At 73.2% G+C, this 21201-nt stretch carries 21 protein-coding genes; 12 read left to right on the top strand and 9 right to left on the bottom strand.

Features of this window, described 5'->3' with window-relative positions; translation table 11 throughout:
* Nucleotides 1-98 precede the first annotated feature (98 nt).
* Nucleotides 99-365: a hypothetical protein gene (locus BM385_RS05050; protein ID WP_037756741.1), complete on the top strand. Its 267-nt coding sequence runs from the start codon at nt 99-101 to the stop codon at nt 363-365.
* Nucleotides 366-408: 43 nt separating this feature from the next.
* On the opposite strand, the gene BM385_RS05055 is transcribed toward BM385_RS05050, so the two are convergent.
* The 4 genes from BM385_RS05055 to BM385_RS05070 form a co-directional block, all read right to left on the bottom strand.
* Nucleotides 409-1164 (bottom strand): GntR family transcriptional regulator, encoded by a 756-nt coding sequence (locus tag BM385_RS05055; protein ID WP_019436099.1) that lies wholly within the window; start codon nt 1162-1164, stop codon nt 409-411.
* Between the two features lie 22 nt (nt 1165-1186).
* Nucleotides 1187-2512: a homogentisate 1,2-dioxygenase gene (hmgA, locus tag BM385_RS05060; protein WP_093842309.1), complete on the bottom strand. Its 1326-nt coding sequence runs from the start codon at nt 2510-2512 to the stop codon at nt 1187-1189.
* Nucleotides 2513-2619: 107 nt separating this feature from the next.
* Nucleotides 2620-3972 carry an NsdA family TPR-like regulatory protein gene (locus BM385_RS05065; protein ID WP_019436097.1) on the bottom strand — a complete coding sequence of 451 codons (1353 nt, stop codon included), beginning with the start codon at nt 3970-3972 and terminating at the stop codon, nt 2620-2622.
* 157 nt (nt 3973-4129) lie between these two features.
* On the bottom strand, nt 4130-4594 hold the full coding sequence (locus tag BM385_RS05070) for a MaoC family dehydratase (protein WP_019436096.1): 465 nt from the start codon (nt 4592-4594) through the stop codon (nt 4130-4132).
* A 165-nt stretch (nt 4595-4759) separates the two neighbouring features.
* Between BM385_RS05070 and BM385_RS05075 the strand changes: the two genes are divergently transcribed.
* The 3 genes from BM385_RS05075 (at nt 4760) to BM385_RS05085 (ending at nt 8733) form a co-directional block, all read left to right on the top strand.
* The gene (locus BM385_RS05075) at nt 4760-5878 is read left to right on the top strand and encodes a PQQ-dependent sugar dehydrogenase (RefSeq protein WP_093842310.1); all 1119 of its coding nucleotides are present in this window, start codon (nt 4760-4762) and stop codon (nt 5876-5878) included.
* 85 nt (nt 5879-5963) lie between these two features.
* On the top strand, nt 5964-7616 hold the full coding sequence (locus BM385_RS05080; RefSeq protein ID WP_093842311.1) for an FAD-binding dehydrogenase: 1653 nt from the start codon (nt 5964-5966) through the stop codon (nt 7614-7616).
* A 22-nt stretch (nt 7617-7638) separates the two neighbouring features.
* The gene (locus BM385_RS05085; protein WP_093842312.1) at nt 7639-8733 is read left to right on the top strand and encodes a DUF2330 domain-containing protein; all 1095 of its coding nucleotides are present in this window, start codon (nt 7639-7641) and stop codon (nt 8731-8733) included.
* A 61-nt stretch (nt 8734-8794) separates the two neighbouring features.
* Here BM385_RS05085 and BM385_RS05090 read toward each other — a convergent pair whose 3' ends face one another.
* The gene (locus tag BM385_RS05090; RefSeq protein WP_093842313.1) at nt 8795-9256 is read right to left on the bottom strand and encodes a MarR family winged helix-turn-helix transcriptional regulator; all 462 of its coding nucleotides are present in this window, start codon (nt 9254-9256) and stop codon (nt 8795-8797) included.
* Nucleotides 9257-9311: 55 nt separating this feature from the next.
* Here BM385_RS05090 and BM385_RS05095 point away from each other — a divergent pair, with 55 nt between their 5' ends.
* The 6 genes from BM385_RS05095 to urtE all read left to right on the top strand — a co-directional run bounded on the left by BM385_RS05095 (nt 9312) and on the right by urtE (nt 15290).
* Nucleotides 9312-10406 carry a substrate-binding domain-containing protein gene (locus BM385_RS05095; protein ID WP_093842314.1) on the top strand — a complete coding sequence of 365 codons (1095 nt, stop codon included), beginning with the start codon at nt 9312-9314 and terminating at the stop codon, nt 10404-10406.
* A gap of 163 nt (nt 10407-10569) precedes the next feature.
* Entirely contained in the window at nt 10570-11820 is a 1251-nt protein-coding gene (urtA, locus tag BM385_RS05100; protein ID WP_019436090.1) for an urea ABC transporter substrate-binding protein, read from the top strand.
* On the top strand, nt 11820-12716 hold the full coding sequence (gene urtB, locus BM385_RS05105) for an urea ABC transporter permease subunit UrtB (protein ID WP_019436089.1): 897 nt from the start codon (nt 11820-11822) through the stop codon (nt 12714-12716). Before urtA ends, urtB begins: the two co-directional genes overlap by 1 nt.
* Nucleotides 12713-13804 carry an urea ABC transporter permease subunit UrtC gene (urtC, locus tag BM385_RS05110; RefSeq protein WP_019436088.1) on the top strand — a complete coding sequence of 364 codons (1092 nt, stop codon included), beginning with the start codon at nt 12713-12715 and terminating at the stop codon, nt 13802-13804. Before urtB ends, urtC begins: the two co-directional genes overlap by 4 nt.
* Nucleotides 13801-14601 (top strand): urea ABC transporter ATP-binding protein UrtD, encoded by an 801-nt coding sequence (urtD, locus tag BM385_RS05115; protein ID WP_093842315.1) that lies wholly within the window; start codon nt 13801-13803, stop codon nt 14599-14601. The genes urtC and urtD overlap by 4 nt, the downstream gene beginning before the upstream one ends.
* Nucleotides 14601-15290, top strand: coding sequence for an urea ABC transporter ATP-binding subunit UrtE (urtE, locus tag BM385_RS05120; RefSeq protein WP_093842316.1), 690 nt, complete (start codon nt 14601-14603; stop codon nt 15288-15290). The genes urtD and urtE overlap by 1 nt, the downstream gene beginning before the upstream one ends.
* Before the next feature lie 18 nt (nt 15291-15308).
* On the opposite strand, the gene BM385_RS05125 is transcribed toward urtE, so the two are convergent.
* Nucleotides 15309-17132, bottom strand: a complete 1824-nt coding sequence (locus BM385_RS05125; protein WP_093842317.1) for a VanW family protein — start codon at nt 17130-17132, stop codon at nt 15309-15311.
* Nucleotides 17133-17216: 84 nt separating this feature from the next.
* Nucleotides 17217-17678, bottom strand: coding sequence for an ATP-binding protein (locus BM385_RS05130; protein WP_019436084.1), 462 nt, complete (start codon nt 17676-17678; stop codon nt 17217-17219).
* 226 nt (nt 17679-17904) lie between these two features.
* Here BM385_RS05130 and BM385_RS05135 point away from each other — a divergent pair, with 226 nt between their 5' ends.
* Together BM385_RS05135 and BM385_RS05140 are read left to right on the top strand one after the other, a co-directional pair.
* Entirely contained in the window at nt 17905-18762 is an 858-nt protein-coding gene (locus BM385_RS05135; protein WP_019436083.1) for a Sco1979 family transcriptional regulator, read from the top strand.
* A 3-nt stretch (nt 18763-18765) separates the two neighbouring features.
* The gene (locus tag BM385_RS05140; RefSeq protein ID WP_026047825.1) at nt 18766-19023 is read left to right on the top strand and encodes a DUF397 domain-containing protein; all 258 of its coding nucleotides are present in this window, start codon (nt 18766-18768) and stop codon (nt 19021-19023) included.
* A gap of 93 nt (nt 19024-19116) precedes the next feature.
* Here the strand turns inward: BM385_RS05140 and BM385_RS05145 are convergent, their stop codons facing one another.
* Together BM385_RS05145 and BM385_RS05150 are read right to left on the bottom strand one after the other, a co-directional pair.
* Nucleotides 19117-19842 carry an SDR family NAD(P)-dependent oxidoreductase gene (locus BM385_RS05145; protein ID WP_019436081.1) on the bottom strand — a complete coding sequence of 242 codons (726 nt, stop codon included), beginning with the start codon at nt 19840-19842 and terminating at the stop codon, nt 19117-19119.
* Nucleotides 19843-19901: 59 nt separating this feature from the next.
* Nucleotides 19902-21191 carry a flavin-containing monooxygenase gene (locus BM385_RS05150; RefSeq protein ID WP_254791439.1) on the bottom strand — a complete coding sequence of 430 codons (1290 nt, stop codon included), beginning with the start codon at nt 21189-21191 and terminating at the stop codon, nt 19902-19904.
* Nucleotides 21192-21201 lie beyond the last annotated feature (10 nt).

Genomic DNA, 21201 nt, shown 5'->3' on the forward strand with positions numbered 1-21201 from the left:
GGGAAAGGTGAATCCTGGGACCGGGATACCCACGCGCACTCGGGGGGCGTTAGGGTTACTCTGCCCGGACCGGGTGCCCTCGTACGGGTGGGAGAGTCATGGAGCAGATAACACGCGGCAGGCCCCGAGTGCCTGCGATCGATTGCGGGAGCGGCGCAAGCTCTACGCGCCTGGAACGCCATCTGAGCGTGCTGTCCGGACCTGCCGTGCCGGCGCGCGAGACCGAAGAGGCCACCATGCTGATGCGCGAGCTGACAACGCGGGATCGGCAGTCCGCCAGGAGCACCACCACCCGTGGTGCCCGGGTGCGGCTGTTCACCCCGCTGCGGAGGCTGCGGCGTACGCTCTTCGGCAGTCACGGCTGATACGGAACGTCACTTCCGTACCAGCCGCCTGGTCACTCACGCGTCACTCGGGGGAGGAGTCCACCGATACGGCGAAGGAGAAGCGGTCGCCCCGGTAGTGGATGCGCGCGACATCCACGGTGCGTCCCTTCTCGTCGTACACCACCCCCGTGATGTGCAGGATTGGGCTCAGCAGCGGCACCGCGAGCAGCTGCGAGGTGGTCGGGTCAGCCAGCCGAGCCTGAACCGTGTTGGCGATCCGGCCCACCGTCACTCCCGCGACGTCCCGCAGTACCCGGGTCATGGGCCAGCGTTCCAGATCCTCGGGCGTGATGCGCGCGGCGACCTCCGGGTGGAGCAAATTCTCCGCCCAGTTGGCGGCTTCTCCGCTCTCCCGGTCATACCGCAGCCGCCGGAAGGCCACCACTTCGGCCAGGCCGGGAAAGTGCGGGGCGACCTCCACCGGGACGGGGACCGGGCCGTGTTCCAGCAAGGTGGTGCTCTCGCCGGACTGCTGGGCCACGATGGCGTCCACCGAGCCGAGCAGCCGCACCGGTGAACCGGGCCGGGCGGCCGGCTCGATGAAGGTGCCGCGCCGCCGGTGCCGGCTGATCAGCCCTTCGAGTTCGAGTTCCTTGAGGGCCTGGCGCATGGTGAGGACGGAGACCCCGTAGTGCTCGGCCAGTTGTTCCTCGGTCGGCAGCCGCAGCGGGGCCTGCGGCGGGCGGCCGAGTATGGAGGCGCGCAGTGACTGGGACACCTGGTACCACAGGGGCAGTTTGCGGTTCAGTTCGAGTGAATCGGGTGCGAAGACGGTCACGGCGCGCTCCGGGAGTCGGGGCTCAGGCGGTGAAGTGCCGCTGAAGACCCTCCCACACATTGTCGTAACCGTGTTGCGGACGGTGCTCGTTCACCGCCGCGGGGGTCAGGGTCACCGGCCAGCGGGTCTCGAACATGAAGGCCAGACCGTCGGCCACCTTGGCCGGCACCAGGTCGGCGGCGCTGGCCCGTTCGAAGGTCTCCCGGTCCGGTCCGTGCGCCGACATCATGTTGTGCAGTGAGCCGCCGCCCGGCACGAAGCCCTCCGCCTTGGCGTCGTAGGCGCCCTCGATCAGCCCCATGTACTCGCTCATCACATTGCGGTGGAAGTACGGCGGGCGGAAGGTGTCCTCGCCCACCAGCCAGCGCGGCGCGAACACCACGAAGTCGACGCCCGCCAGCCCCGGGGTGTCCGAGGGCGCGGTCAGCACGGTGAAGATGGACGGATCGGGGTGGTCGAAGCTGATCGAGCCCAGCACATTGAAGCGGCGCAGGTCGTAGCGGTAGGGCACATGGCTGCCGTGCCAGGCCACCACGTCGAGCGGGGAGTGGTCCAGGGCGGTCGCCCACAGATTGCCGCAGAACTTGGTGACGGCCTCGACCGGGCCCTCGATGTCCTCGTACGCGGCGACCGGCGCTTCGAAGTCGCGGGCGGCGGCCAGTCCGTTGGCGCCGATCGGGCCCAGGTCGGGCAGCACGAAGGGCCGGCCGTAGTTCTCGCAGATGTAGCCGCGCGCCGCCTCCCCCGCCGGGAGTTCGACGCGGAACCGTACGCCGCGCGGCATGAGGACGATGTGCCCGGGGCCGGCCCGCAGTACCCCGAACTCGGTGCGCAGCCGCAGCTCACCGCGTTCGGGCACGATCAGCAGTTCGCCGTCCGCGTCGCTGAACACCCGGTCCTTCATGGAGGTGTTGGCGTGGTACAGGTGCACCGCCATCCCGGTGCGCTGCCGGATGTCGCCGTTGCCGCCCAGGGTCCACAGCCCGGCGACGAAGTCGGTGCCGGCCGGCGGGGCGGGCAGCGGGTCCCAGCGCAGCCGGTTGGGGTCGGGCACGGTGTCGTCGAACGGCGCGCCGCGCAGGGCGCCGTTGCCGATCCGGGTGAACGGGGGGTGGGCGGCCGAGGGCCTGATCCGGTAGAGCCAGGAGCGGCGGTTGGCGGCGCGCGGCTCGGTGAAGGCGCTGCCGCTCAGCTGCTCCGCGTACAGCCCGAGCGGGGCGCGCTGCGGGGAGTTGCGGCCGACCGGCAGGGCGCCGGGGACGGCTTCGCTGCTGTGCTCGTTGCCGAAACCGGTCAGCTGACCGGTCCCGCCGCCGGTCGTCACCGTCGTTCGCTCTCCGCTGCCCATGGCGTGCTCCCGCCCATCGGTCCCGACGATCATTCCTGTGAGTGACCGTAGGAATCGATGGGTGACAAGTCAACTACCCGGACCGCATCGGGTGGTGAAACCTTTGTTCAGAACGTGCCCTCCCCGGTCGGGGTCCCGGACCGCGCGAGCAGCCGCCCCACCCGGGGCTGCCCACGGTAGGGGCGCAGGGCGCGCCGCATCTCCCGCAGCGACCGCTCCGCGTCACCCGAGCGCAGCCGCTCCCGGCCGGTCACGAAAGCCTCCCAGGCCCCGCACGCCTCCTCCAGATGCCCGGTGTGCAGCAGCAGTTGCGCGCAGCGCGCCTGGGTGAGGGCGTGGCCGCGCAGGTCCGTCGCCGACCGCTCGGTCACCGCCCGGCGGCAGGCCGCCAGCGCGCCGGGCAGATCGCCGAGCGCCTGGAGGGTCAGCGAGGTCTGGTACAGCAGGCCGGCCCGGGGGTAGCTGTCGAACGGCCCGCCGGCCCCGGGGTCGTCCTCGGCCCGCTGCCCGGCGTACTCGGCGCGGGCCAGCGCCTTCAGCGCGCCGCGCCGGTCGCCGCAGCGGGCCAGGACCACACCGAGCTGGGCCTGGATGTACGACTGGTGCGCGGGCGGTGCCCAGCGGGCGGCGCGGGCGGCGGCCTCGGCCAGCCGCAGCGCGGTCGGCAGCTGGCCGAGCCGCCCGGCCTGGGTGCTCATGGCTCGCAGCACCAGGCTCCAGGTGAGCCGGTCGCCCGCCTCGGCGGCCAGCTGGTGCGCGGTGGTGAAGTACCGCTGGGCGAGCCCGTGCCGCTGGCCGTCCTCGTACATGCGGGCCAGCAGGAAGGCCAGCCGGGCGGCTCCGGTGAGCAGTTGGGCCCGGGCGGCGGCGGGCCGGCCGGTCACCGCGAGCAGCGGGGCCACGTCGTCGGCGAGATGGACGGTGAGGGCGCCGCGCGCGTGCCGTCCGCCGTGCGCGCGCATCGCGGCGGCGAAGAAGACCGCGGCCTCGTGCAGCGCCCGGGTGCCCTCGGCGGGCGCGGCCGGCGGCAGCGGCGGCCGGGGCGCGGGCACCGGCTGCGGTACGGCGGCGTCCGCCAGCCGGTAGGGGCGCTGGCGCAGCAGGGTGGCGCGCCGCCCGCCGTCCGCGTCGGTGCGGCACAGGGCGGCGAACCGGGGGACGGCGCCCAGCCGGTCACGGAGCGCGCCGGTATCGGGCGGGGTTCCGCCGGGGAAGCCCGCCGCGCGGGCGGTGACGGGGCGTCCGGTGCGGCGGGAGAGGGCTTCGGCGATCAGCTGGGGGACGGGGTGGCGGGGCTGGGTGCCGGAGAGCCAGTGGGCGACCGCGGTGCGGTCGTACCGCAGCGGGGTGCCGGTCTCGGTGCCGAGCGTGTTGACCGCGCGGGCGAGTTCCTGCTGGGTCCAGCCGGCCTCGCGCAGTAGGGCTCGCAGCTGGTCGTTGGGGCCGCGCCGTTCCTTCATGCCTCCTTGGTCTCACGGCGCGGGGTACGGGTGGCAGGGCGCATCGGCGCATGATCACACCCGGTTCTGACCCACTATCACACCATTGGGTAAGAATTTCAGTGCGATGTCACCCGCAGGAGGGAGCGCCCGGTGGTGCGTTGACGGCGGGTGCCGGTCAGAGGAAATACCGCGTGACCGTCTCCGCCACGCACACCGGCTTGTGCCCGCCCTCCCGCTCCACCGTCACCGTGAGCGTGAGCTGCACGCCGTCCCCCGGCACCGGCACCACCTCGTGGATCCCGGCCGTGCCCCGCACCCGCGAGCCGGCCGGCACCGGCGCCGGGAACCGCACCCGGTTCACGCCGTAGTTGACGGCCAGCCGGGCCCCGTCCACCCGCAGCAGCCGCCGGACGAACTCCGGTACCAGGGCGAGCGTCAGATAGCCGTGCGCGACGGTCGTCCCGAACGGACCGCCCGCGGCCCGCTCCGGATCGACATGGATCCACTGGTGATCGCCCGTCGCCTCCGCGAACAGCCCGATCCGCCGCTGGTCGATTTCCAGCCAGTCACTGGTACCCAGATGCGCGCCGGCCGCCGCCCGCAGCTCATCGACCGACGCAAAAACCCGCGGCTCAGCCATCGGGCCAGCATGCTGACCGGCGCGCGGCACTGTCAATGCCCGCGCGATGCCCGCGACCGGCGCCCGCCGGACCCCATTGACGCCCCCGTGCGCCGATGATCTGATCGACAGCGCCGTGGGGGCTGGTCAGATCGCCGTACGCCACCGACCCAAGGGGAGACGTTCATGCACGCCAGGCGCGCCAGGACGACCGTCACCGCCGCCCTCGCCGTACTCACCACCCTCACGCTCACCACCGGCGGCGCCTGCGCCACCGAGAACGACACCGGCTCCGGCACCCCGCCCACCGGCGGCGCACCCACCGCGAGCGAGGAGGCCGCCCCGCCCGCGGCCCTCACCCAGCCCGCCGGGATCGAGGAACTGTCGGCCGGCTGGTCGATGCCCTGGGGCGCCGACTGGCTGCCGGACGGCTCCGCGCTCTACACCGAACGCGACACCCACCGCATCGTCCACCTCACCCCGGACGGCACCCGTACCGTCCTGGGCACCGTCCCGGACGTCGTGCACGGCGGCGAGGGCGGCCTGCTCGGCCTGGCGATATCCCCCGGCTTCGCCGAGGACCGCACGCTGTACGTCTTCCACACCGCCGCGAACGACAACCGCATCGCCCGCCTCACCTGGGACGGCGACACCCTCGGCGGTTACGAACCCATCCTCACCGGCATCGCCAAGGCCGCCATCCACAACGGCGGCCGGCTCGCCTTCGGACCCGACGGCCACCTCTACGCCACCACCGGCGACGCCGCCGACCCGCCGCTCGCCCAGGACCGCGACGCCCTCGAAGGCAAGATCCTGCGCATCACCACCGCCGGCGAGCCCGCCCCCGGCAACCCCTTCGGTACCCCCGTCTACAGCCTCGGCCACCGCAACCCCCAGGGCCTGGCCTGGGACGACGAGGGCCGGCTGTGGTCCTCCGAACTCGGCCAGGACACCTGGGACGAACTCAACCTCATCGAGCCCGGCAACAACTACGGCTGGCCGCAGTGCGAAGGCGTCTGCGGGGAGCCCGGGTTCACCGACCCCAAGGAGACCTGGTCCACCGCGACCGCGTCCCCCAGCGGCCTCGCCTACGCCGACGGCTCCCTCTACATGGCCGCCCTGCGCGGCCAGCGGCTGTGGCACATCCCGCTGGAGGGCGCCGACACCGGCACCCCGCAGGCGTACTACCAGGGCGAGATCGGCCGCCAGCGCACCGTCCTGGCCACCCCGGACGGTACCGCCCTGTGGGTCTCCACCTCCAACGGAGCCGGCAGCGACACCGTCCACCGCGTCACCCTCCAGTAGGGCCGGGACGTGTATTGACGGCGGCCCGCCGGGACCCGAGGATCGGTGACAGCAGCGACGGCCGAGGCGACGGGACGAGGCAGGCATGGCGTACGACGCCGATGTGATCGTGATCGGAGCCGGCCTCGCCGGACTGGTCGCCACCGCCGAACTGGCCGCCGCCGGCCGCACGGTGATCCTGCTCGACCAGGAGCCCGAGACCTCTCTCGGCGGCCAGGCCCACTGGTCCTTCGGCGGCCTCTTCCTCGTCGACTCCCCGGAACAGCGCCGGCTGCGCATCCGCGACAGCCACGCACTGGCCTGGCAGGACTGGCAGGGCACGGCCGGCTTCGACCGCCCCGAGGACGACTGGCCGCGCCGCTGGGCCAAGGCGTACGTCGAGTTCGCCGCCGGGGAGAAGCGCGCCTGGCTGCACGGGCAGGGGGTGCGCTTCTTCCCCGTCGTCGGCTGGGCCGAGCGCGGCAGCGGCGACGCCGGCGGCCACGGCAACTCCGTCCCCCGCTTCCACATCACCTGGGGCACCGGACCCGGAGTGCTGGCCCCCTTCGAACGCCGGGTGCGGCAGGCCGTCGCGGCCGGCCGGGTGGCGCTGCGCTTCCGGCACCGCGTCACCGGGCTCGCCACCACCGACCGCGCGGTGGACACCGTCACCGGCGAAGTCCTCGCCCCCGATACGGCACCGCGCGGCGCCGCCAGCAGCCGCGAGGTGACCGGCGCCTTCGAACTGCGCGCCCCGGCCGTGCTCATCACCTCCGGCGGCATCGGCGGCAACCTCGACCTGGTGCGCGCCCACTGGCCGCAGCGGCTGGGCACCCCACCGCGCCGGATGCTCACCGGTGTGCCCGCGCACGTCGACGGCCTGATGCTGTCCGTCGCCGAACGCGCCGGCGCCCGGCTGATCGGCGGCGACCGGATGTGGCACTACACCGAAGGCATCCACAACGGGAATCCGGTCTGGGCGGGGCACGGCATCCGCATCCTCCCCGGCCCCTCCTCGCTGTGGCTGGACGCGACCGGGAAGCGGCTGCCCGTACCGCTCTTCCCCGGCTTCGACACCCTCGGCACCCTCGCCCACATCACCGGCACCGGCCACGACCACACCTGGTTCGTGCTCACCCGCCGCATCATCGAGAAGGAGTTCGCGCTCTCCGGCTCCGAACAGAACCCGGACCTCACCGGCAAGAGCATCCGCCAGGTGCTCGGCCGGGCCCGCTCCGGAATCCCCGCCCCGGTCCGCGCCTTCCTCGACCACGGCACCGACTTCGCCGTAGCCCGCGACCCGGCCGCCCTGGCCCGCGCCATGAACGCCGTCACCGGCGACGCGCTCGTCGACGAGGCCCGGCTGCGCCGCGAGATCGAGGCGCGCGACCGGGAGATCGGCAACCCGTTCAGCAAGGACCTCCAACTCACCGCCGTGCACGGGGCCCGGCGCTACCTCGGCGACCGGCTGGTGCGCGTCGCCCCGCCGCACCGGCTGCTCGACCCCGCCGCCGGCCCGCTGATCGCGGTGCGGCTCAGCCTGCTCACCCGCAAGACCCTGGGCGGCCTGCTCACCGACCTCGGCGGCCGGGTGCTCGGCGCGGACGGCACCCCCGTACCCGGCCTGTACGCGGCCGGTGAGGCCGCCGGCTTCGGCGGCGGCGGCATGCACGGCTACCGCTCGCTGGAGGGCACGTTCCTCGGCGGCTGCCTCTTCTCCGGCCGCGTCGCCGGCCGCACGGCGGCCCACAGCGTGTGAACCATCGAACCCCGGGGGAGACATGCGCATCACGGCCCGCACACCCGTCCTGCTCGTCCTGCTGCTGCTCCTGACCCAGCTCGCCGCCCTCGCCCGGCCCGCGCACGCCTGCGGCTGCGGCGCCCTGGTCACCGGAGCGGGGCAGCAGCTCACCGTCGCCCGGGAGACCTCGGCGGTGCACTGGGACGGCGAGACCGAACGCATCGTCATGAGCCTCACCGTGACCGGCGACGCCGCCGAGGCCGCCTGGATCATGCCGGTGCCCAGCCGCGCCGAGGTCACGCTGGGCGACCCCGCCCTCTTCGACGACCTCCGCGACGCCGCCGCCCCCGAGTACCGGGTCCGCCACTACTTCTGGCCGCGCGAGGACGACTGGCCACGGGGCGAGCGGGACAACAGCTACGCCGGCGCCGCGCCGGGCGACGGCGCCGCCCCCGTGGACGTGGTCAGCCGCGACCGGCTCGGCCCCTTCGACGTGGCCCGGCTGACCGCCACCGACCCCGCCGCCCTCGGCGACTGGCTGGCCGGCAACGGCTTCGCCCTCCCCGACACCCTGGCCGGCGCCCTCACCCCCTACGTCGAGCAGGAGTGGGAGTACGTGGCGCTGCGGCTCGCCCCGGACGCGGCCGGCGACCCCGACGTCGTCCTCGGCGGCACCCTGGACCCCATCAGCCTCACCTTCGCCTCCGGCGAACTCGTCTACCCCATGCGCTTGTCCCGGCTCGCCGCCACCGAACAGCTCCTCACCCTCTACGTGCTCTCCGGCCACCGCATGGAACCCCAGTCCACCATCGGCGGCGACCGCCCCGACATCACCTTCGCCGGCCGGCTGGCGCCCGCCCCCGGCCCGCTGCGCGACCTGGCGGGCGAGGACACCTTCCTGACCGTCATCGAGCAGGAATTCCCCCGGCCCGCCCTGATCGACGGCGACCACCTGCTGCGCCGCACCGCCGAGGACACCGCGTTCCGCACCGTCCACTACACGGACCGGATGCTGCACTGGTTCGGCGTCCCCGCCTGGCAGCTCACCACCGGCGCCGTGGCGCTGCTGGCCCTGGTTCCCGTCGTGTGGGCCGTGCGAGGATGGCGGCGGCGGAAGGAGCCGCAGTGGAGCTGATCCTGTTCATGACGCTGCCCGGCTGACGCCCCGCCCGTCCCCGGGCACCGCGCCCCGCCGCTCAGGAACCCGCGCCGAGCCGCGCCGATGGCGCGACGCCGTCCGGGCTCCGCGGTGGCTCCAGCCGGTCGATCAGCCGGCCGAGCAGGGCGGCCAGCACCTCCTCGTCCGCACCGTCCGGCAGCCCAGGGAAGCCGTCGGCCACCCGGTCGCGCAGCCGCCGCCAGTGGTCCAGTCCGCGCGGGGTCAGCGCCGCCAGCACCCGGCGGCGGTCCAGCGGGTCCACCCGCCGGTGCACCCAGCCGTCGTCCACCAGCTGGTCCACCAGCCGGGTCAGCGTCGGCGGCGGCAGCAGCACCCGCTCCGCGATCGCCGTCATACCGTGGCTCTCGCCGTCGGCCAGCAGCGACAGCACCCGCCAGGCGTCCACCGTGCAGCCGGTGCCCTCCAGAGCGGTACGCAGCCGGCGCGCCGCGAGCCGTTCGGCACGGGTGAGCAGCGTGGCCAGATCGTCAACGGACATCTCGCTCCTCGGGCCGCGGGAACGACCATCCTACAAACGGCGTCATGATGGCCGGGTGACGTACCGGGAACCTCTCGCCCCCGCCGCCACCGACACCCTCGGTGTTGCCCTCGTCGTGCCGCGCCAGGGCCCGGCCGGCATCTTCGGGCCCGGCTGCGAACTGTGCGCCGAACTCGCCGCCGAGGAGATCAACACGGCAGGCGGCGTCATGGGCCGCGCCCTGCGGCTGATCACCGTGGACGGCGGCGCGCCACCCGCCCGGGTCGCCGCCGAGGTGGGCGCCCTGGTGGACGCGGGCGCCGTGCAGGGCGTCACCGGCTGGCACATCTCCTCGGTACGCCAGGCCCTCGCCCCGCGGATCGCCCACCGGGTGCCGTACGTCTACACCGCCCTGTACGAGGGCGGCGAGAACACCACCGGCGTCTACCTCACCAGCGAGACCCCCGGCGGCCAGCTGCGCCCCGCCATGCGGCTGCTCGCCGCCGAGCGCCGGGTACGCCGCTGGTACGTCGTCGGCAACGACTACGTCTGGCCCCGCCGCACCGCCCGCGCCGCCCGCCGCTACGCCCGGGAGAGCGGCACCCGGATCTGCGGCGAGAGCTACCTGCCGCTCGGAACCGACGACTTCGCCGCCACCCTGCGCCGCATCGAGTACACCGGGGCCGACGCCGTCCTGATGCTGCTGGTGGGCAGCGACGCGGTGCGCTTCAACCGGGCGTTCGGCGCCGCCCACCTGGACCAGCGCGCGCTGCGGCTGTCCACCCTGATGGACGAGAACATGCTGCTCGCCTCCGGGGTGGCCGGGACCCGGGGACTGTCGGCCACCGCCGGCTTCTTCGGAGCGCTGGCCACCGCCGACACCCTGGACTTCCACGGCCGGTACGCGGCCCGGTTCGGCCCCGCGGCCCCCGCGCCGAGCAGTCTGGGGGAGTCCTGTTACGAGGGCGTCCTGCTGCTGGCCGCGCTGATCGCCCGGGCCGGCTCCTGGGCCGTCCCGGCCATCGAGGGCACCGCGGACGAGGTCAGCTACGAGGGCGCCCGGGGCGTCCTGCGGCTGACGGGCCGTCATGTACGGCAGCGGATCTACCTCGCGGAGGCGGACGGTCTCGACTTCCGGGTCACCGCCGATCTGGACGCCTGGAGCGGCTGACCGGCCCGCCGCCGCGGTGATGCTTCCGGACGGAAGTATTAATGGCGGTGACATTCCGGTGAAACAGCCCCTGCCGAAGCTGTGGCATGCCCTCGCCGGGCAGCGCGGCCCGGCGGCAACTCCCGATCGTGCAGGCCCCGTCCGGGGCCGAGGAGGAACCGCGATGCCGATAGCCCGGGGATACCGCCTGGCCTCATGCGTACTGGCCCTGGCCACCGCCGCCGCCCTCAGCGGCTGCGGCGCCCGCACCGGGGAGGAGAACGGGGACGGCCCGGCCGCCGCGACCATCGACACCTCGGGCGACACGATCAAGGTCGGTCTGCTCAACTCGCTCTCCGGCACCATGGCCATCAGCGAGGTGACGGTGCGCGACGCCCTCATGCTCGCCATCGAGGAGATCAACGCGGACGGCGGTGTCCTCGGCAAGCGCATCGAGCCCATCGGCGAGGACGGCGCCTCCGACTGGCCCACCTTCGCCGAGAAGGCCGGCAAACTCATCCAGCAGGACCAGGTCGCCGCCGTCTTCGGGTGCTGGACCTCCGCGAGCCGCAAGGCCGTCCTCCCGGTCTTCGAACAGCACGGCTCGCTGCTCTTCTACCCCGTCCAGTACGAGGGCCTCGAACAGTCGCCCAACATCTTCTACACCGGGGCCACCACCAACCAGCAGATCGTGCCCGCCCTGGACTACCTGCGCGAACAGGGCGTCAGCTCGCTCTACCTGGTCGGCAGCGACTACGTCTTCCCGCGCACCGCCAACCGGATCATCAGCGCCTACGCACAGGCCCACGGCATCGAGATCGTCGGCGAGGACTACGCCCCGCTCGGCTCCACCGAGTTCGCCACCATCGCCAACAAGGTCGAGGCGGCCGGCGCCGACGCCGTCTTCAACACCCTCAACGGCGACAGCAACGTCTCCTTCTTCAAGGAGTACGACGCCGCCGGGCTCACCGCCGACACCATGCCCGTCCTCTCCGTCTCCATCGCGGAGGAAGAGGTCAAGGGCATCGGCACCCAGTACCTCACCGGCCAGCTGACGTCCTGGAACTACTACCAGACCACCGACTCCCCGGCCAACGAGGACTTCGTCGCCGCCTACCAGGCCGCCTACGGCGCCGACAAGCCCACCTCCGATCCGATGGAGGCCGCCTACACCTCGGTGTACCTGTGGAAGGAAATGGTGGAGCAGGCCGGCTCCTTCGAGGTCGCCGACGTCCGTGCCGCCGCCGACGGCATCACCTTCGACGCCCCCGAGGGCACCGTCACCGTCCACGGCGAGACCCAGCACCTGTACAAGACCAACCGCATCGGCCGGATCGAAGCCGACGGCACCATCTCCGAGATCTGGACCTCCGGCGAACCGATCGAGCCCGACCCGTACCTCACCGGCTACGACTGGGCCGAGGGCCTGTCCTGATGACCGTCCTCATCGGCCAGTCCTTCACCGGTATCAGCATCGGCGCCGTCCTGCTGCTGATCGCCCTCGGACTCTCCCTCACCTTCGGGCAGATGGGGGTGATCAATATGGCGCACGGGGAATTCATCATGTCCGGCGCCTACACCACCTACGTCCTCCAGCAACACCTCACCGACGCCGGCACCTCCCTGCTCCTCGCCCTCCCGGCCGCCTTCGCGGTCGCCGGAACCCTCGGCATCGTCCTGGAACGCACCCTGATCCGGCGGCTGTACACCCGGCCGCTGGACACCCTGCTGGTCACCTGGGGCGTCTCGCTGCTGCTCCAGCAACTCGCCCGGGACATCTTCGGCGCCCCCAACGTCCAGACCAGCACCCCCGGCTGGCTCACCGGCCGGATCACCCTGTTCGGCGGCGAGCACCCGGTCACCCTCTCGCACGCCCGGCTGTTCATCCTCACCCTGGCCGTCGCCGCCGTCGTGGCCCTCACCCTCACCCTGCGGCTCACCCCGCTCGGCCGCCGCATCCGCGCCGTCGTCCAGCACCGCGAACTCGCCGAGGCGTCCGGCATCGCCACCGCCCGCGTCGACCGCACGACCTTCTTCATCGGCTCGGGCCTGGCCGGCGTCGCGGGCGTCGCCCTCACCCTCGTCGGCCCCATCGGCCCCACCATGGGCACCAACATCATCATCGACGCCTTCCTGGTCGTCGTGGTCGGCGGCATCGGCCGGCTCAGGGGCGCCGTCGTCGCCGCCTTCGCCCTCGGAGTGCTTCAGGCGCTCGTCGAGTACTCCACCACCGTCTCCCTCGCCAAGGTCACGGTGCTGATCGCCATCGTCGCCTTCCTCCAGTGGCGCCCGCAGGGCATCTCCACCGTACGCACCCGGAGCCTGGCATGACCCGATCCCGCCTCCTGCCGCTGGCCGGCTTCGCGCTCACCGCCGTGGCGCTGTTCGCCGTCGCCCCGGCCGTCCTCAGCGACTTCCGGCTCTCCCTGCTGGCCCGCTACCTCTGCTTCGCCATCGTCGCCGTCGGCATCGCCCTCGCCTGGGGCCGGGGCGGCATGCTCACCCTCGGCCAGGGGCTGTTCTTCGGCCTCGGCGGCTACGCCATGGCCATGCACCTCAAGCTCGCCGACGCCGGCCCCGACGGCCTCCCCGACTTCATGCTGCTCTACGGCACCGGCGGCGAACTCCCCTGGTGGTGGGAGCCGTTCCGCTCCCCGGTGTTCGCCCTCGCCGCCGTCCTGGTCCTGCCCATGACGCTGGCCGCCCTCATCGGCTTCCTCGTCTTCCGCCGCCGGGTGCGCGGCGCCTACTTCGCCATCCTCAGCCAGGCCCTGGCCGCCGCCTTCGCCCTCCTCCTCATCGGCCAGCAGGCCACCACCGGCGGCACCAACGGACTCACCAACTTCCAGGGCTTCTTCGGCTTCGCCCTCGCCGACCCGCTCAACAAGCGGATGGTGTACTTCGTCATCGCCGCCGCGCTGCTCGCCGTCCTGCTCATCACCCGGCAGCTGTTCCACTCCCGGTACGGCGAACTGCTCGTCGCCGTCCGCGACTCCGAGGAACGGGTGCGGTTCCTCGGCTACGACCCGGCCCTCGTCAAGCTCGCCGCCTACACCGTCTCGGCCGGCATGGCCGGCCTCGCCGGGGCCCTGTTCGTCCCGGCCGTCGGCATCATCTCCCCGGCCCTGATCGGCATCGTGCCCTCCATCCAGTTCGTCATCGGGGCCGCCATCGGCGGCCGGGCCTCACTCGCCGGGGCAGCGCTCGGCGCGATCGCGGTGGCCTGGGCCCAGACCACCCTCTCCGAGGAGTTCCCGGCCGCCTGGACCTACTTCCAGGCCGGCCTGTTCATCGCCGTCATCGCCTTCCTGCCCGGCGGGCTCGCCTCCCTGCGCCACCACCTCACCCGCCGCCGCACCCGAGCGACCCGCCCCCGTCCACCCACCGGCACCCCCGCGGCGGAAGGAGCCCCCGCATGACCGCCCCCACCGCCTCCACGGCCCCGGCGCCCCCGGCCGATCCGGCCGCCCTCGCCGTCCGGGACCTGCGGGTCACCTTCGACGGATTCACCGCCGTCGACGGCGTCGACCTCGACGTCGCCCCCGGCGATCTTCGCTTCCTCATCGGCCCCAACGGCGCCGGCAAGACCACCCTCGTCGACGCCGTCACCGGACTCGCCCCGGCCACCGGCTCGGTCCGCTTCGCCGGCCGCGAACTCCTCGGCCGCCCCGTCCACCGCATCGCCCGGCTCGGCATCGGCCGCACCTTCCAGACCGCCACCGTCTTCGAACAGCTCACCGTCCTCCAGAACCTGGACATCGCCGCCGGCGCCGGCCGCTCCGTCACCACCCTGCTGCGCCGCCGCCGGCACCTCCCGGAAGCGGTGGCCGCCGCCCTGGAGACCACCGCGCTCACCGCGCACCGCGACCGGCTCGCCGGCACCCTCGCGCACGGCCGGAAACAGTGGCTGGAGATCGGCATGCTGCTCGTCCAGGACGTCCGGCTGCTGCTCCTGGACGAGCCGGTGGCCGGCATGAGCCACCCCGAACGCGAGGCCACCGGGGAACTCCTGCACCGGATCGCCGCCGACCGCACCGTCGTCGTCATCGAGCACGACATGGACTTCCTGCGGTCCTTCGCCCGCAGCGTCACCGTGCTGCACGCGGGCCGGGTGCTCAGCGAGGGCACCGTGGAGCAGGTGCGGGCCGACCCCCGGGTCCAGGAGGTCTACCTCGGCGAACCGGCCCTCACCGCACCGGCCGGAGGTGAGGCGTGATGCTGCGCGTCGAGGACCTCACGGCCGGCTACGGCCGCAGCCGCGTCCTGCACGGCGTCTCCCTGGAGGTCCCCGGGGAGGCGGTCACCGCCGTCCTCGGTCACAACGGCGCCGGGAAGTCCACCCTGCTGCGGGCCGCGCTCGGGCTGATCGGGGCCGGGAGCGGCCGGGTGTGGTTCGAGGACGAGGACGTCACCCGGCTCCCGGCCCATCAGCGGGTGCGGCGCGGCATGGCGTATGTGCCGCAGGGCCAGCAGAGCTTCCCGCAGCTGACCGCCCTGGAGAATCTGCGGCTGGTCGCCGACGGCCGACGGGACGGCCGGGCCGCGCTGGAGGAGGCGCTGGACCTCTTCCCGGCGCTGCGCTCGCTGGGGGCCCGGCGCGCCGGGCTGCTCTCCGGCGGCCAGCGCCAGCAACTGGCGATCGCCCGCGCGCTGATCACCCGCCCCCGGCTGCTGCTGCTCGACGAGCCGACCGAGGGCATCCAGCCCTCGGTGGTGGCCGAGATCCAGCGCACCGTGATCGAGCTGGGCGAGCGCGGTCTTTCGGTGCTGCTGGTGGAGCAGCACGTGGGCTTCGCCCTGCGCGCCGCCCGCCGCTACTGCGTGCTGGAGGCCGGCCGGATCACCTCTTCCGGCATCGGCGAGCCCGGCGCGGAGGAGCGGGTGCGGCAGGCCCTGCGGGTGTGAGGCGGCGCGGGGGCGGTGTCAGTCGCCGCCCTCGCACAGCACCTCGTCGCGCGGCACGTACGTCGTGCGGTACGTCTCGCGGCCGGCCTCCGTGCCGTCGTCGACGAAGATCCGGGTGACCTCCACGTCGAAGCCCTCCAGCGGGGGCTGCGGGACGCACGCGTCGCCCGCGGCGCCCTCCCGGCTGCCGGGCTCCTTCACATTGGTGCGCGGGCCGGTCTCCGAGCGGACCTCGTCGTACCGCTTGGTGCCCAGGAAGGTGATGGTCACCGAGGAGTCGGTCGCGGAGGCCAGGATGTAGATGGTGTGGCCCGAGTCGTTGAGGAACCGCAGATCGAGGTGGCCCCAGGCGACGGTGGCCTCCCGGCCCTCGGGGTAGCGCTCGATGTAGAAGGAGTGCGCCCCGTACTCCACCGGCTTGACCCCGGCGAAGAACATCGCGTTGAACATGGTGGTGGCCACCGCCGAGACGCCGCCGCCCTGCGCGTTCGTGTACTGGTCGTCGAGGATGATGATGCCCTCGACGAAGCCGTTCTCCTCGGTGCGCTCGCCGACCGTGCGGTTGAAGCTCCACTCCTCGCCGGGCGCCACCGCCGAGCCGTTGATCAGTTCGGCGGCCCGGCCGATGTTGGTGATGCGGTACGGGGCGGGCTCGAACTCCACGGTGAAGGAGGACATCTCCTCCACGATGCCGAGATCCCGGTAGTTGGCGGGGGTGATGACCGGCTCCACCTCCTCGGTGGCGACGGTGCCGGTACGGGCGGCCTCGCCCTCGGCGTACAGCAGCGGCTCGACGGCCGGGCCGATGGCGTCCCGGTCCACCGTGCTGCCGTTGCTGCCGGGGCTGGCGGCCACCACCTGGCCGCCGTCCAGCCGCAGCTCGGCCTCCACCGGCTCCGTCTCGGCGGCGGCCAGCTGGTCGTCCAGCCGCTCGTCGGCGCTGAGTGCGGCGGCGTCGAACTCGGGCAGCAGGGCGCCGGTGTCGTCGGCGCTGAGGGTGAGGTGGTCGCCGATGAGGGTGGGGGAGATGGTGAGGGTGGCGTCCCCGGCGGTCAGCAGCACCGGGCCCGCCACGGCGGGCTCGGCCCAGGCGCGCAGCGCCTCCTCGATCTCGGCCTCTCCGGTGAGCGGCTCGGCCCGGGTGACCGGCAGCGGTACCGGATCGGCGGCCGGCTCCGCGTCCGCAGGGTCCGCTCCGTCCGCCGGCGGGGCGGCCGGGTAGCCCTCGCGCAGCCGGCCCAGCGAGCCCTCCACGTCCAGGGCGACCCCGGCGCGCGGTGTGGTGACCTCGGGCTCGCCCTCGGTGAAGGTGATGGCGCCCTCGCGGACGGTGCGGTCGGAGTCCGCCGCGAGACCGGTCAGGGCGGCGCGGCCGGCCTCCTCGTCCTGGTGGACGACCAGCTCGATCTCGCCGCCGCCCCGGCCCAGGATGCGGTCCAGCAGGGAGGGGTTGCCGGCCGCGGCCACGGTGGCCTCGAAGTCCAGCGACAGACCGGCCTCGGCCGGGTCCAGCTCGTGGATCTCGGGCTCCCCGGCTCCGTCGCTCCCGTCGTCGCCGATGACGACCCGCAGCGGGGCGGTGCCCAGGTCGCCCAGCTCGGCCTCCAGCTTGGCGCGGGCCTCCTCGGCGGAGAGCCCGCCGATGTCCACGCCGCGCACGGTGGTGCCCTCGGCGATGCCGTCGCCCATGAGCAGATAGCCGGTGACTCCGCCGGCCGCCAGCGCGACGAAGGCCACGGCGCTGATCAGGACGGGCCGGGGGAGAGCCGCGAGCCGTCGCCCGATGCCCCGCCGGTGCACCGTGGGGGGCTGGGCCGGCGGCGGGGGTATGGAGTACGACACGGATCTCCCCGGGGACTGCTGTGGACGGGGCCCCGGTCGGGGCCGCTGACGCCAGGGACACTAGCAAAACGCCCAGGGGCCGGATCAGGGGGCGATTTCCGCCCAGACCGTACATCCGGCTCCCTGGTGCGGAGAGATCACGCCCCAGCGGGTGGCCATCGCGTCCAGCAGCAGCAGTCCGCGCCCGCCCTCGGCGTCCGGATCGGAGGGGCCGGTGGGCGGCACCCGGGGGTCCAGCCCCGGCCCCTGGTCGGCGACCTCGATCCGCACCTGACGGCCCCGGCGCTCGACGCGGCACACGATGCGATCGCTGGCGGTGTGCAGCAGGGCGTTGGTCACCAGCTCGGAGACGATCAGCCGCGCGGTGTCCACCAGGTCGCGCGGCACCCCCCAGCCGGTCAGCCGGTGCCGTACCAGCTCGCGCGCGGCGGCGACCGAGGCCGGACGGGACGGCAGCTCGAATCTCTCTCCCGGCGGGTCCGCCGGGGGCGCGGCGGGCGAGGGGAGGGAGACCGGGAGCGGCGTCGTGCGGGGGGATGAAAACACGAGCGGGAGCGCCTTCCGTGGATCCGTAGCCGGCGTGAGCCGGGTCACGTGTTCACTATGAGCGCTGAAGTGAGCAGAGCGCAAGAGGAGTTCTGCGATTTGCAGAACGCGAAGCGATCTCTGTCGATGCCATTACCGCTGTGGCACACTTACGCCCTAAGGACCGTGACCGGTCGCATTGCGTACAACAACAAGGCGCGGCACACAGGGCGCTGGAGGAGACACCGTGGCGGAAGCGCGCTCGGGGCCGACCGTGGGACAGATCGTCCTCGGTCTGCGCCTCCGGGATCTGCGTGAGCGAGCCGGCTGTTCCTTCGGTGACGCCGCCAAGGCACTGAGCGTCAACACGACCACGGTGCGGCGCATGGAGAAGGCCGAGGTCGGCCTCAAGCCGCTGTACGTCAAGGCCCTGCTGGAGCGCTACGGGGTCGGCGGCGCGGAGGCGGACGCCTTCCTCGTCCTGGTCGAGGAGGCCAACCGGCCCGGCTGGTGGCACAACTTCCGCGACGTCCTGCCCGACTGGTTCAGCCTCTACGTCTCCCTGGAGGGCGAAGCCCGGCTCATCAGGTCCTACGAACCGCACTGTGTCCCCGGACTCCTCCAGACGCCGGCCTACGCCCGCGAACTGCTGCGCACCGGCTTCCCGCACGGCAGCGAGGAGGAGCTCGACCGCCGGGTCGCGCTGCGCATGGAACGATCCGAACTGCTCACCCGCGTCCGTCCGCCCCTGCTGTGGGCCGTGATGGAGGAGCACGTCCTGCGGCGCGAGCTGTCCGACCCGGCCATCATGGCCGAACAGATCGATCATCTGCTGAAGATGACGTCCCTGCCGAACGTGACCCTCCAGATCATGCCGTTCAGCGCCGGCCCCCACCCCGGCATGTTCGGGCCCTTCCAGCTCTTCCGGTTCGAGATCCCGGAACTGCCGGACATCATCTACACCGAGAGCCTCACCGGTGCGGTGTACCACGATGAACGCCCCGACACCATCGCCTACCTGGAGGTGCTGGACCGCATGGGCGCGCAGGCCGCGTCTGTACAGGACACCGTGGCCATCCTCGGTGAGATTCGCAAGGAGCTGTGACGCATGGGTACTACGCCCCCTCCTCACCCCCACATCTACAACGGGATGCCCGCCAAGGAGCTCGGCAGTGCGGGCTGGCGCAAGCCCTGGAGCGGTACCAACGGCGGCAACTGCGTGGAAGCCATGAAACTGGCCGACGGCCGGGTGGCGCTGCGCCAGTCCACCGATCCGGAGGGACCGGCGCTCATCTACACCCCGCACGAGATCGAGACCTTCATCCGCGGCGCCAAGCACGGAGAAGCCGACTTCCTGCTGACCTGACCCGACCCGGCCGCGCCCGGCCGGCCGGACCGGGCCGGCCGGATCACCGGGCCCGGAGCGCGGCTGCCGGGCCCGGTCCACCCGCGCCGGGCGTCACCGCATGACGCTGCCGCCCGCGATCACCAGGGACTCGCCCGTCACATAGCCGCCGTGCACGAGCGCCCACACCCAGTCGGCGATCTCCTCGGGACGGGCCACCCGCCGCAGCGGTATGCCCGCCGCCACGTCCGCCATCCGGCCGGTGGCCGCGTTGCCCGGGGTGTCCACCCAGCCGGGGGCGACCGCGTTGACGGTGATGTTGTCCGGCGCCAGTTCGACGGCGAGGGACTTGGTCAGCGAGACCACCGCCGCCTTCGAGGCGCTGTACAGCAACTGCCCGGGCGAGACCGCGAAAGCGTCCACCGAGGCGAAGTTCACCACCGCGCCGCCGCCGGCCGCCGCCAGCAGCGGGGTGGTCACCGCCGTCACATTGAGCGTGCCGAGCACGTTCACGTCGAAGATCCGCCGGTACAGCTCCTCGGTGAAGTCGTCCAGCCGGGTGGGCGGGTAGATGCCGGCCGCGTTCACCACCGCCCGCAGCGGCGCGCTGCCCAGCGCGCCGACCAGCTGGTGCTGGAGCCCGGCCCGGTCGGTGACGTCGGCGGCCAGCGGGACGAACGACTCGCCCACCTCCCGCGCCCCCTGCGCGAGCGCCGCCGCGTCCCGGTCCACGGCCAGCACCTGCCAGCCGCCCTCGGCGAACCGCCGGGCCACCGACTGCCCCATGCCGCTGGCGGCCCCGGTCACCAGGACGGCCTTCTCCCCATCCACCTCGTGCACGGTCGTTCCCCTCTCGCTGTTCGGGTATCGGTACTGGTCGTGTGCCGTCAGATCCCGGCTCATCGGATGCCCCGCGCGGCGGCACCGCGCTCCAGGCCGTCGAGGAAGCGGTTCACCTGCCGCATCTGCTCGCCCCACACCGGCCGCAGGATGTCGATCCGGTCGTCCGCGCCGAACCGGTGCTCCAGCAGCTGCGGCAGCGGCCGGGCGAGCCGGCCCGCGAACCGGTCCGTCAGCCCGATCAGCCGGGCGATCAGCCGGGACTGGGCGGAGAACACCGGGAACTGCGGCCCGCGCGGGCTGGCGAGGCCGACGAAGTACAGCCCGGACACCCCGGTCGGCACGGTCAGCCCGGCCGTGCGCAAGGGGGCGCCGCCCTGCCAGGTGAGGAGGTCCGGCGGCAGGAACGGCAGGCTCACCCGGAACCCGGTGGCCCACAGCACCGTGTCGTAGCTGCGGCGGGTGCCGTCCGTGAAGACCACCGTGCGGCCCTCGATCGCCTCGATCCCCGGGCGGACCGCGATCCGGCCGTGCTGGATCCAGTACAGCAGCAGCTCGTTGACCACCGGCAGCTGCTCGTTGAGGTTCCTGGTGACCGGGGCCGGCAGTCCCGGGTAGCGCTCGGAGGTGCCCACCGAGACCCGTACCAGCGCCCTGGCCACCCGCTCGCCGAGCCAGCCGGGCAGCTTCGGGACCAGCGGCAGCTCGTTGCGCGGCCGGCCGAAGAAGGTCTTGGGCTGGAACACATGGCCGCCCCGCACCGAGATGTCGGTGACGAGCCGGGCGTTGGCGGCGTCCACCGCCAGATCGCAGCCCGAGTTGCCGGAACCGACCACCAGCACCCGCTCGCCGTCGATGTCGCCGGTGTTGCGGTACTCGCTGGAGTGCAGCGAACGGCCCGCGAAATCGGCCGCGGCCTTCGGCAGCCGCGGGTCCCAGTGGTGGCCGTTGGCGACCACGACCGCGTCGTAGCGGCGCTCCGTCCCGTCCGCGGTGGCGACCGTCCAGGAGCCGTCCGGCTCCCGGCGCACCCCGGTGATCTCGGTGTCGAGCGTGATGTGCTCGCGCAGCCCCTCGCGGTCGGCGAAGTCCTCCAGGTAGTCGCGCACCTGGTCGCGGCTGGGGAAGAGCGGATAGTGGGCGGGCATCGGCGCGCCCTCGAAGCCGGAGCTGTCCCGCGGGGTGATCAGATGCAGTGCCTCGTAGTCGGTGTGCCAGTGGCCGCCCACGCGCCCGGTCCGCTCGAAGCAGTCCATCTCGAAGCCCTCGGACCGCAGCACCCGCAGGGCCTCCAGCCCGGCGGCCCCGGCGCCGACGACGCACACCCGCTGTCGGTGAATGGTTCCCATGTGCGGAGTA

Origin of the sequence: Streptomyces harbinensis, from assembly GCF_900116145.1 — a bacterium.
GTDB classification, from domain to species: Bacteria; Actinomycetota; Actinomycetes; order Streptomycetales; family Streptomycetaceae; genus Streptomyces; species Streptomyces carpaticus.

What these genes read in the sequence shown, in the direction of transcription:
- BM385_RS05080 (WP_093842311.1), top strand. Translation starts at nt 5,964, where the DNA reads ATGGCGTACGACGCCGATGTGATCGTGATCGGAGCCGGCCTCGCCGGA.
- urtC (WP_019436088.1), top strand. Translation starts at nt 12,713, where the DNA reads ATGACCCGATCCCGCCTCCTGCCGCTGGCCGGCTTCGCGCTCACCGCC.
- BM385_RS05065 (WP_019436097.1), bottom strand. Translation starts at nt 3,972, where the DNA reads ATGAAGGAACGGCGCGGCCCCAACGACCAGCTGCGAGCCCTACTGCGC.
- BM385_RS05140 (WP_026047825.1), top strand. Translation starts at nt 18,766, where the DNA reads ATGGGTACTACGCCCCCTCCTCACCCCCACATCTACAACGGGATGCCC.
- BM385_RS05075 (WP_093842310.1), top strand. Translation starts at nt 4,760, where the DNA reads ATGCACGCCAGGCGCGCCAGGACGACCGTCACCGCCGCCCTCGCCGTA.
- BM385_RS05150 (WP_254791439.1), bottom strand. Translation starts at nt 21,191, where the DNA reads ATGGGAACCATTCACCGACAGCGGGTGTGCGTCGTCGGCGCCGGGGCC.
- BM385_RS05050 (WP_037756741.1), top strand. Translation starts at nt 99, where the DNA reads ATGGAGCAGATAACACGCGGCAGGCCCCGAGTGCCTGCGATCGATTGC.
- urtE (WP_093842316.1), top strand. Translation starts at nt 14,601, where the DNA reads ATGCTGCGCGTCGAGGACCTCACGGCCGGCTACGGCCGCAGCCGCGTC.
- BM385_RS05090 (WP_093842313.1), bottom strand. Translation starts at nt 9,256, where the DNA reads ATGTCCGTTGACGATCTGGCCACGCTGCTCACCCGTGCCGAACGGCTC.
- urtA (WP_019436090.1), top strand. Translation starts at nt 10,570, where the DNA reads ATGCCGATAGCCCGGGGATACCGCCTGGCCTCATGCGTACTGGCCCTG.
- BM385_RS05085 (WP_093842312.1), top strand. Translation starts at nt 7,639, where the DNA reads ATGCGCATCACGGCCCGCACACCCGTCCTGCTCGTCCTGCTGCTGCTC.
- urtD (WP_093842315.1), top strand. Translation starts at nt 13,801, where the DNA reads ATGACCGCCCCCACCGCCTCCACGGCCCCGGCGCCCCCGGCCGATCCG.
- urtB (WP_019436089.1), top strand. Translation starts at nt 11,820, where the DNA reads ATGACCGTCCTCATCGGCCAGTCCTTCACCGGTATCAGCATCGGCGCC.
- hmgA (WP_093842309.1), bottom strand. Translation starts at nt 2,512, where the DNA reads ATGGGCAGCGGAGAGCGAACGACGGTGACGACCGGCGGCGGGACCGGT.
- BM385_RS05070 (WP_019436096.1), bottom strand. Translation starts at nt 4,594, where the DNA reads ATGGCTGAGCCGCGGGTTTTTGCGTCGGTCGATGAGCTGCGGGCGGCG.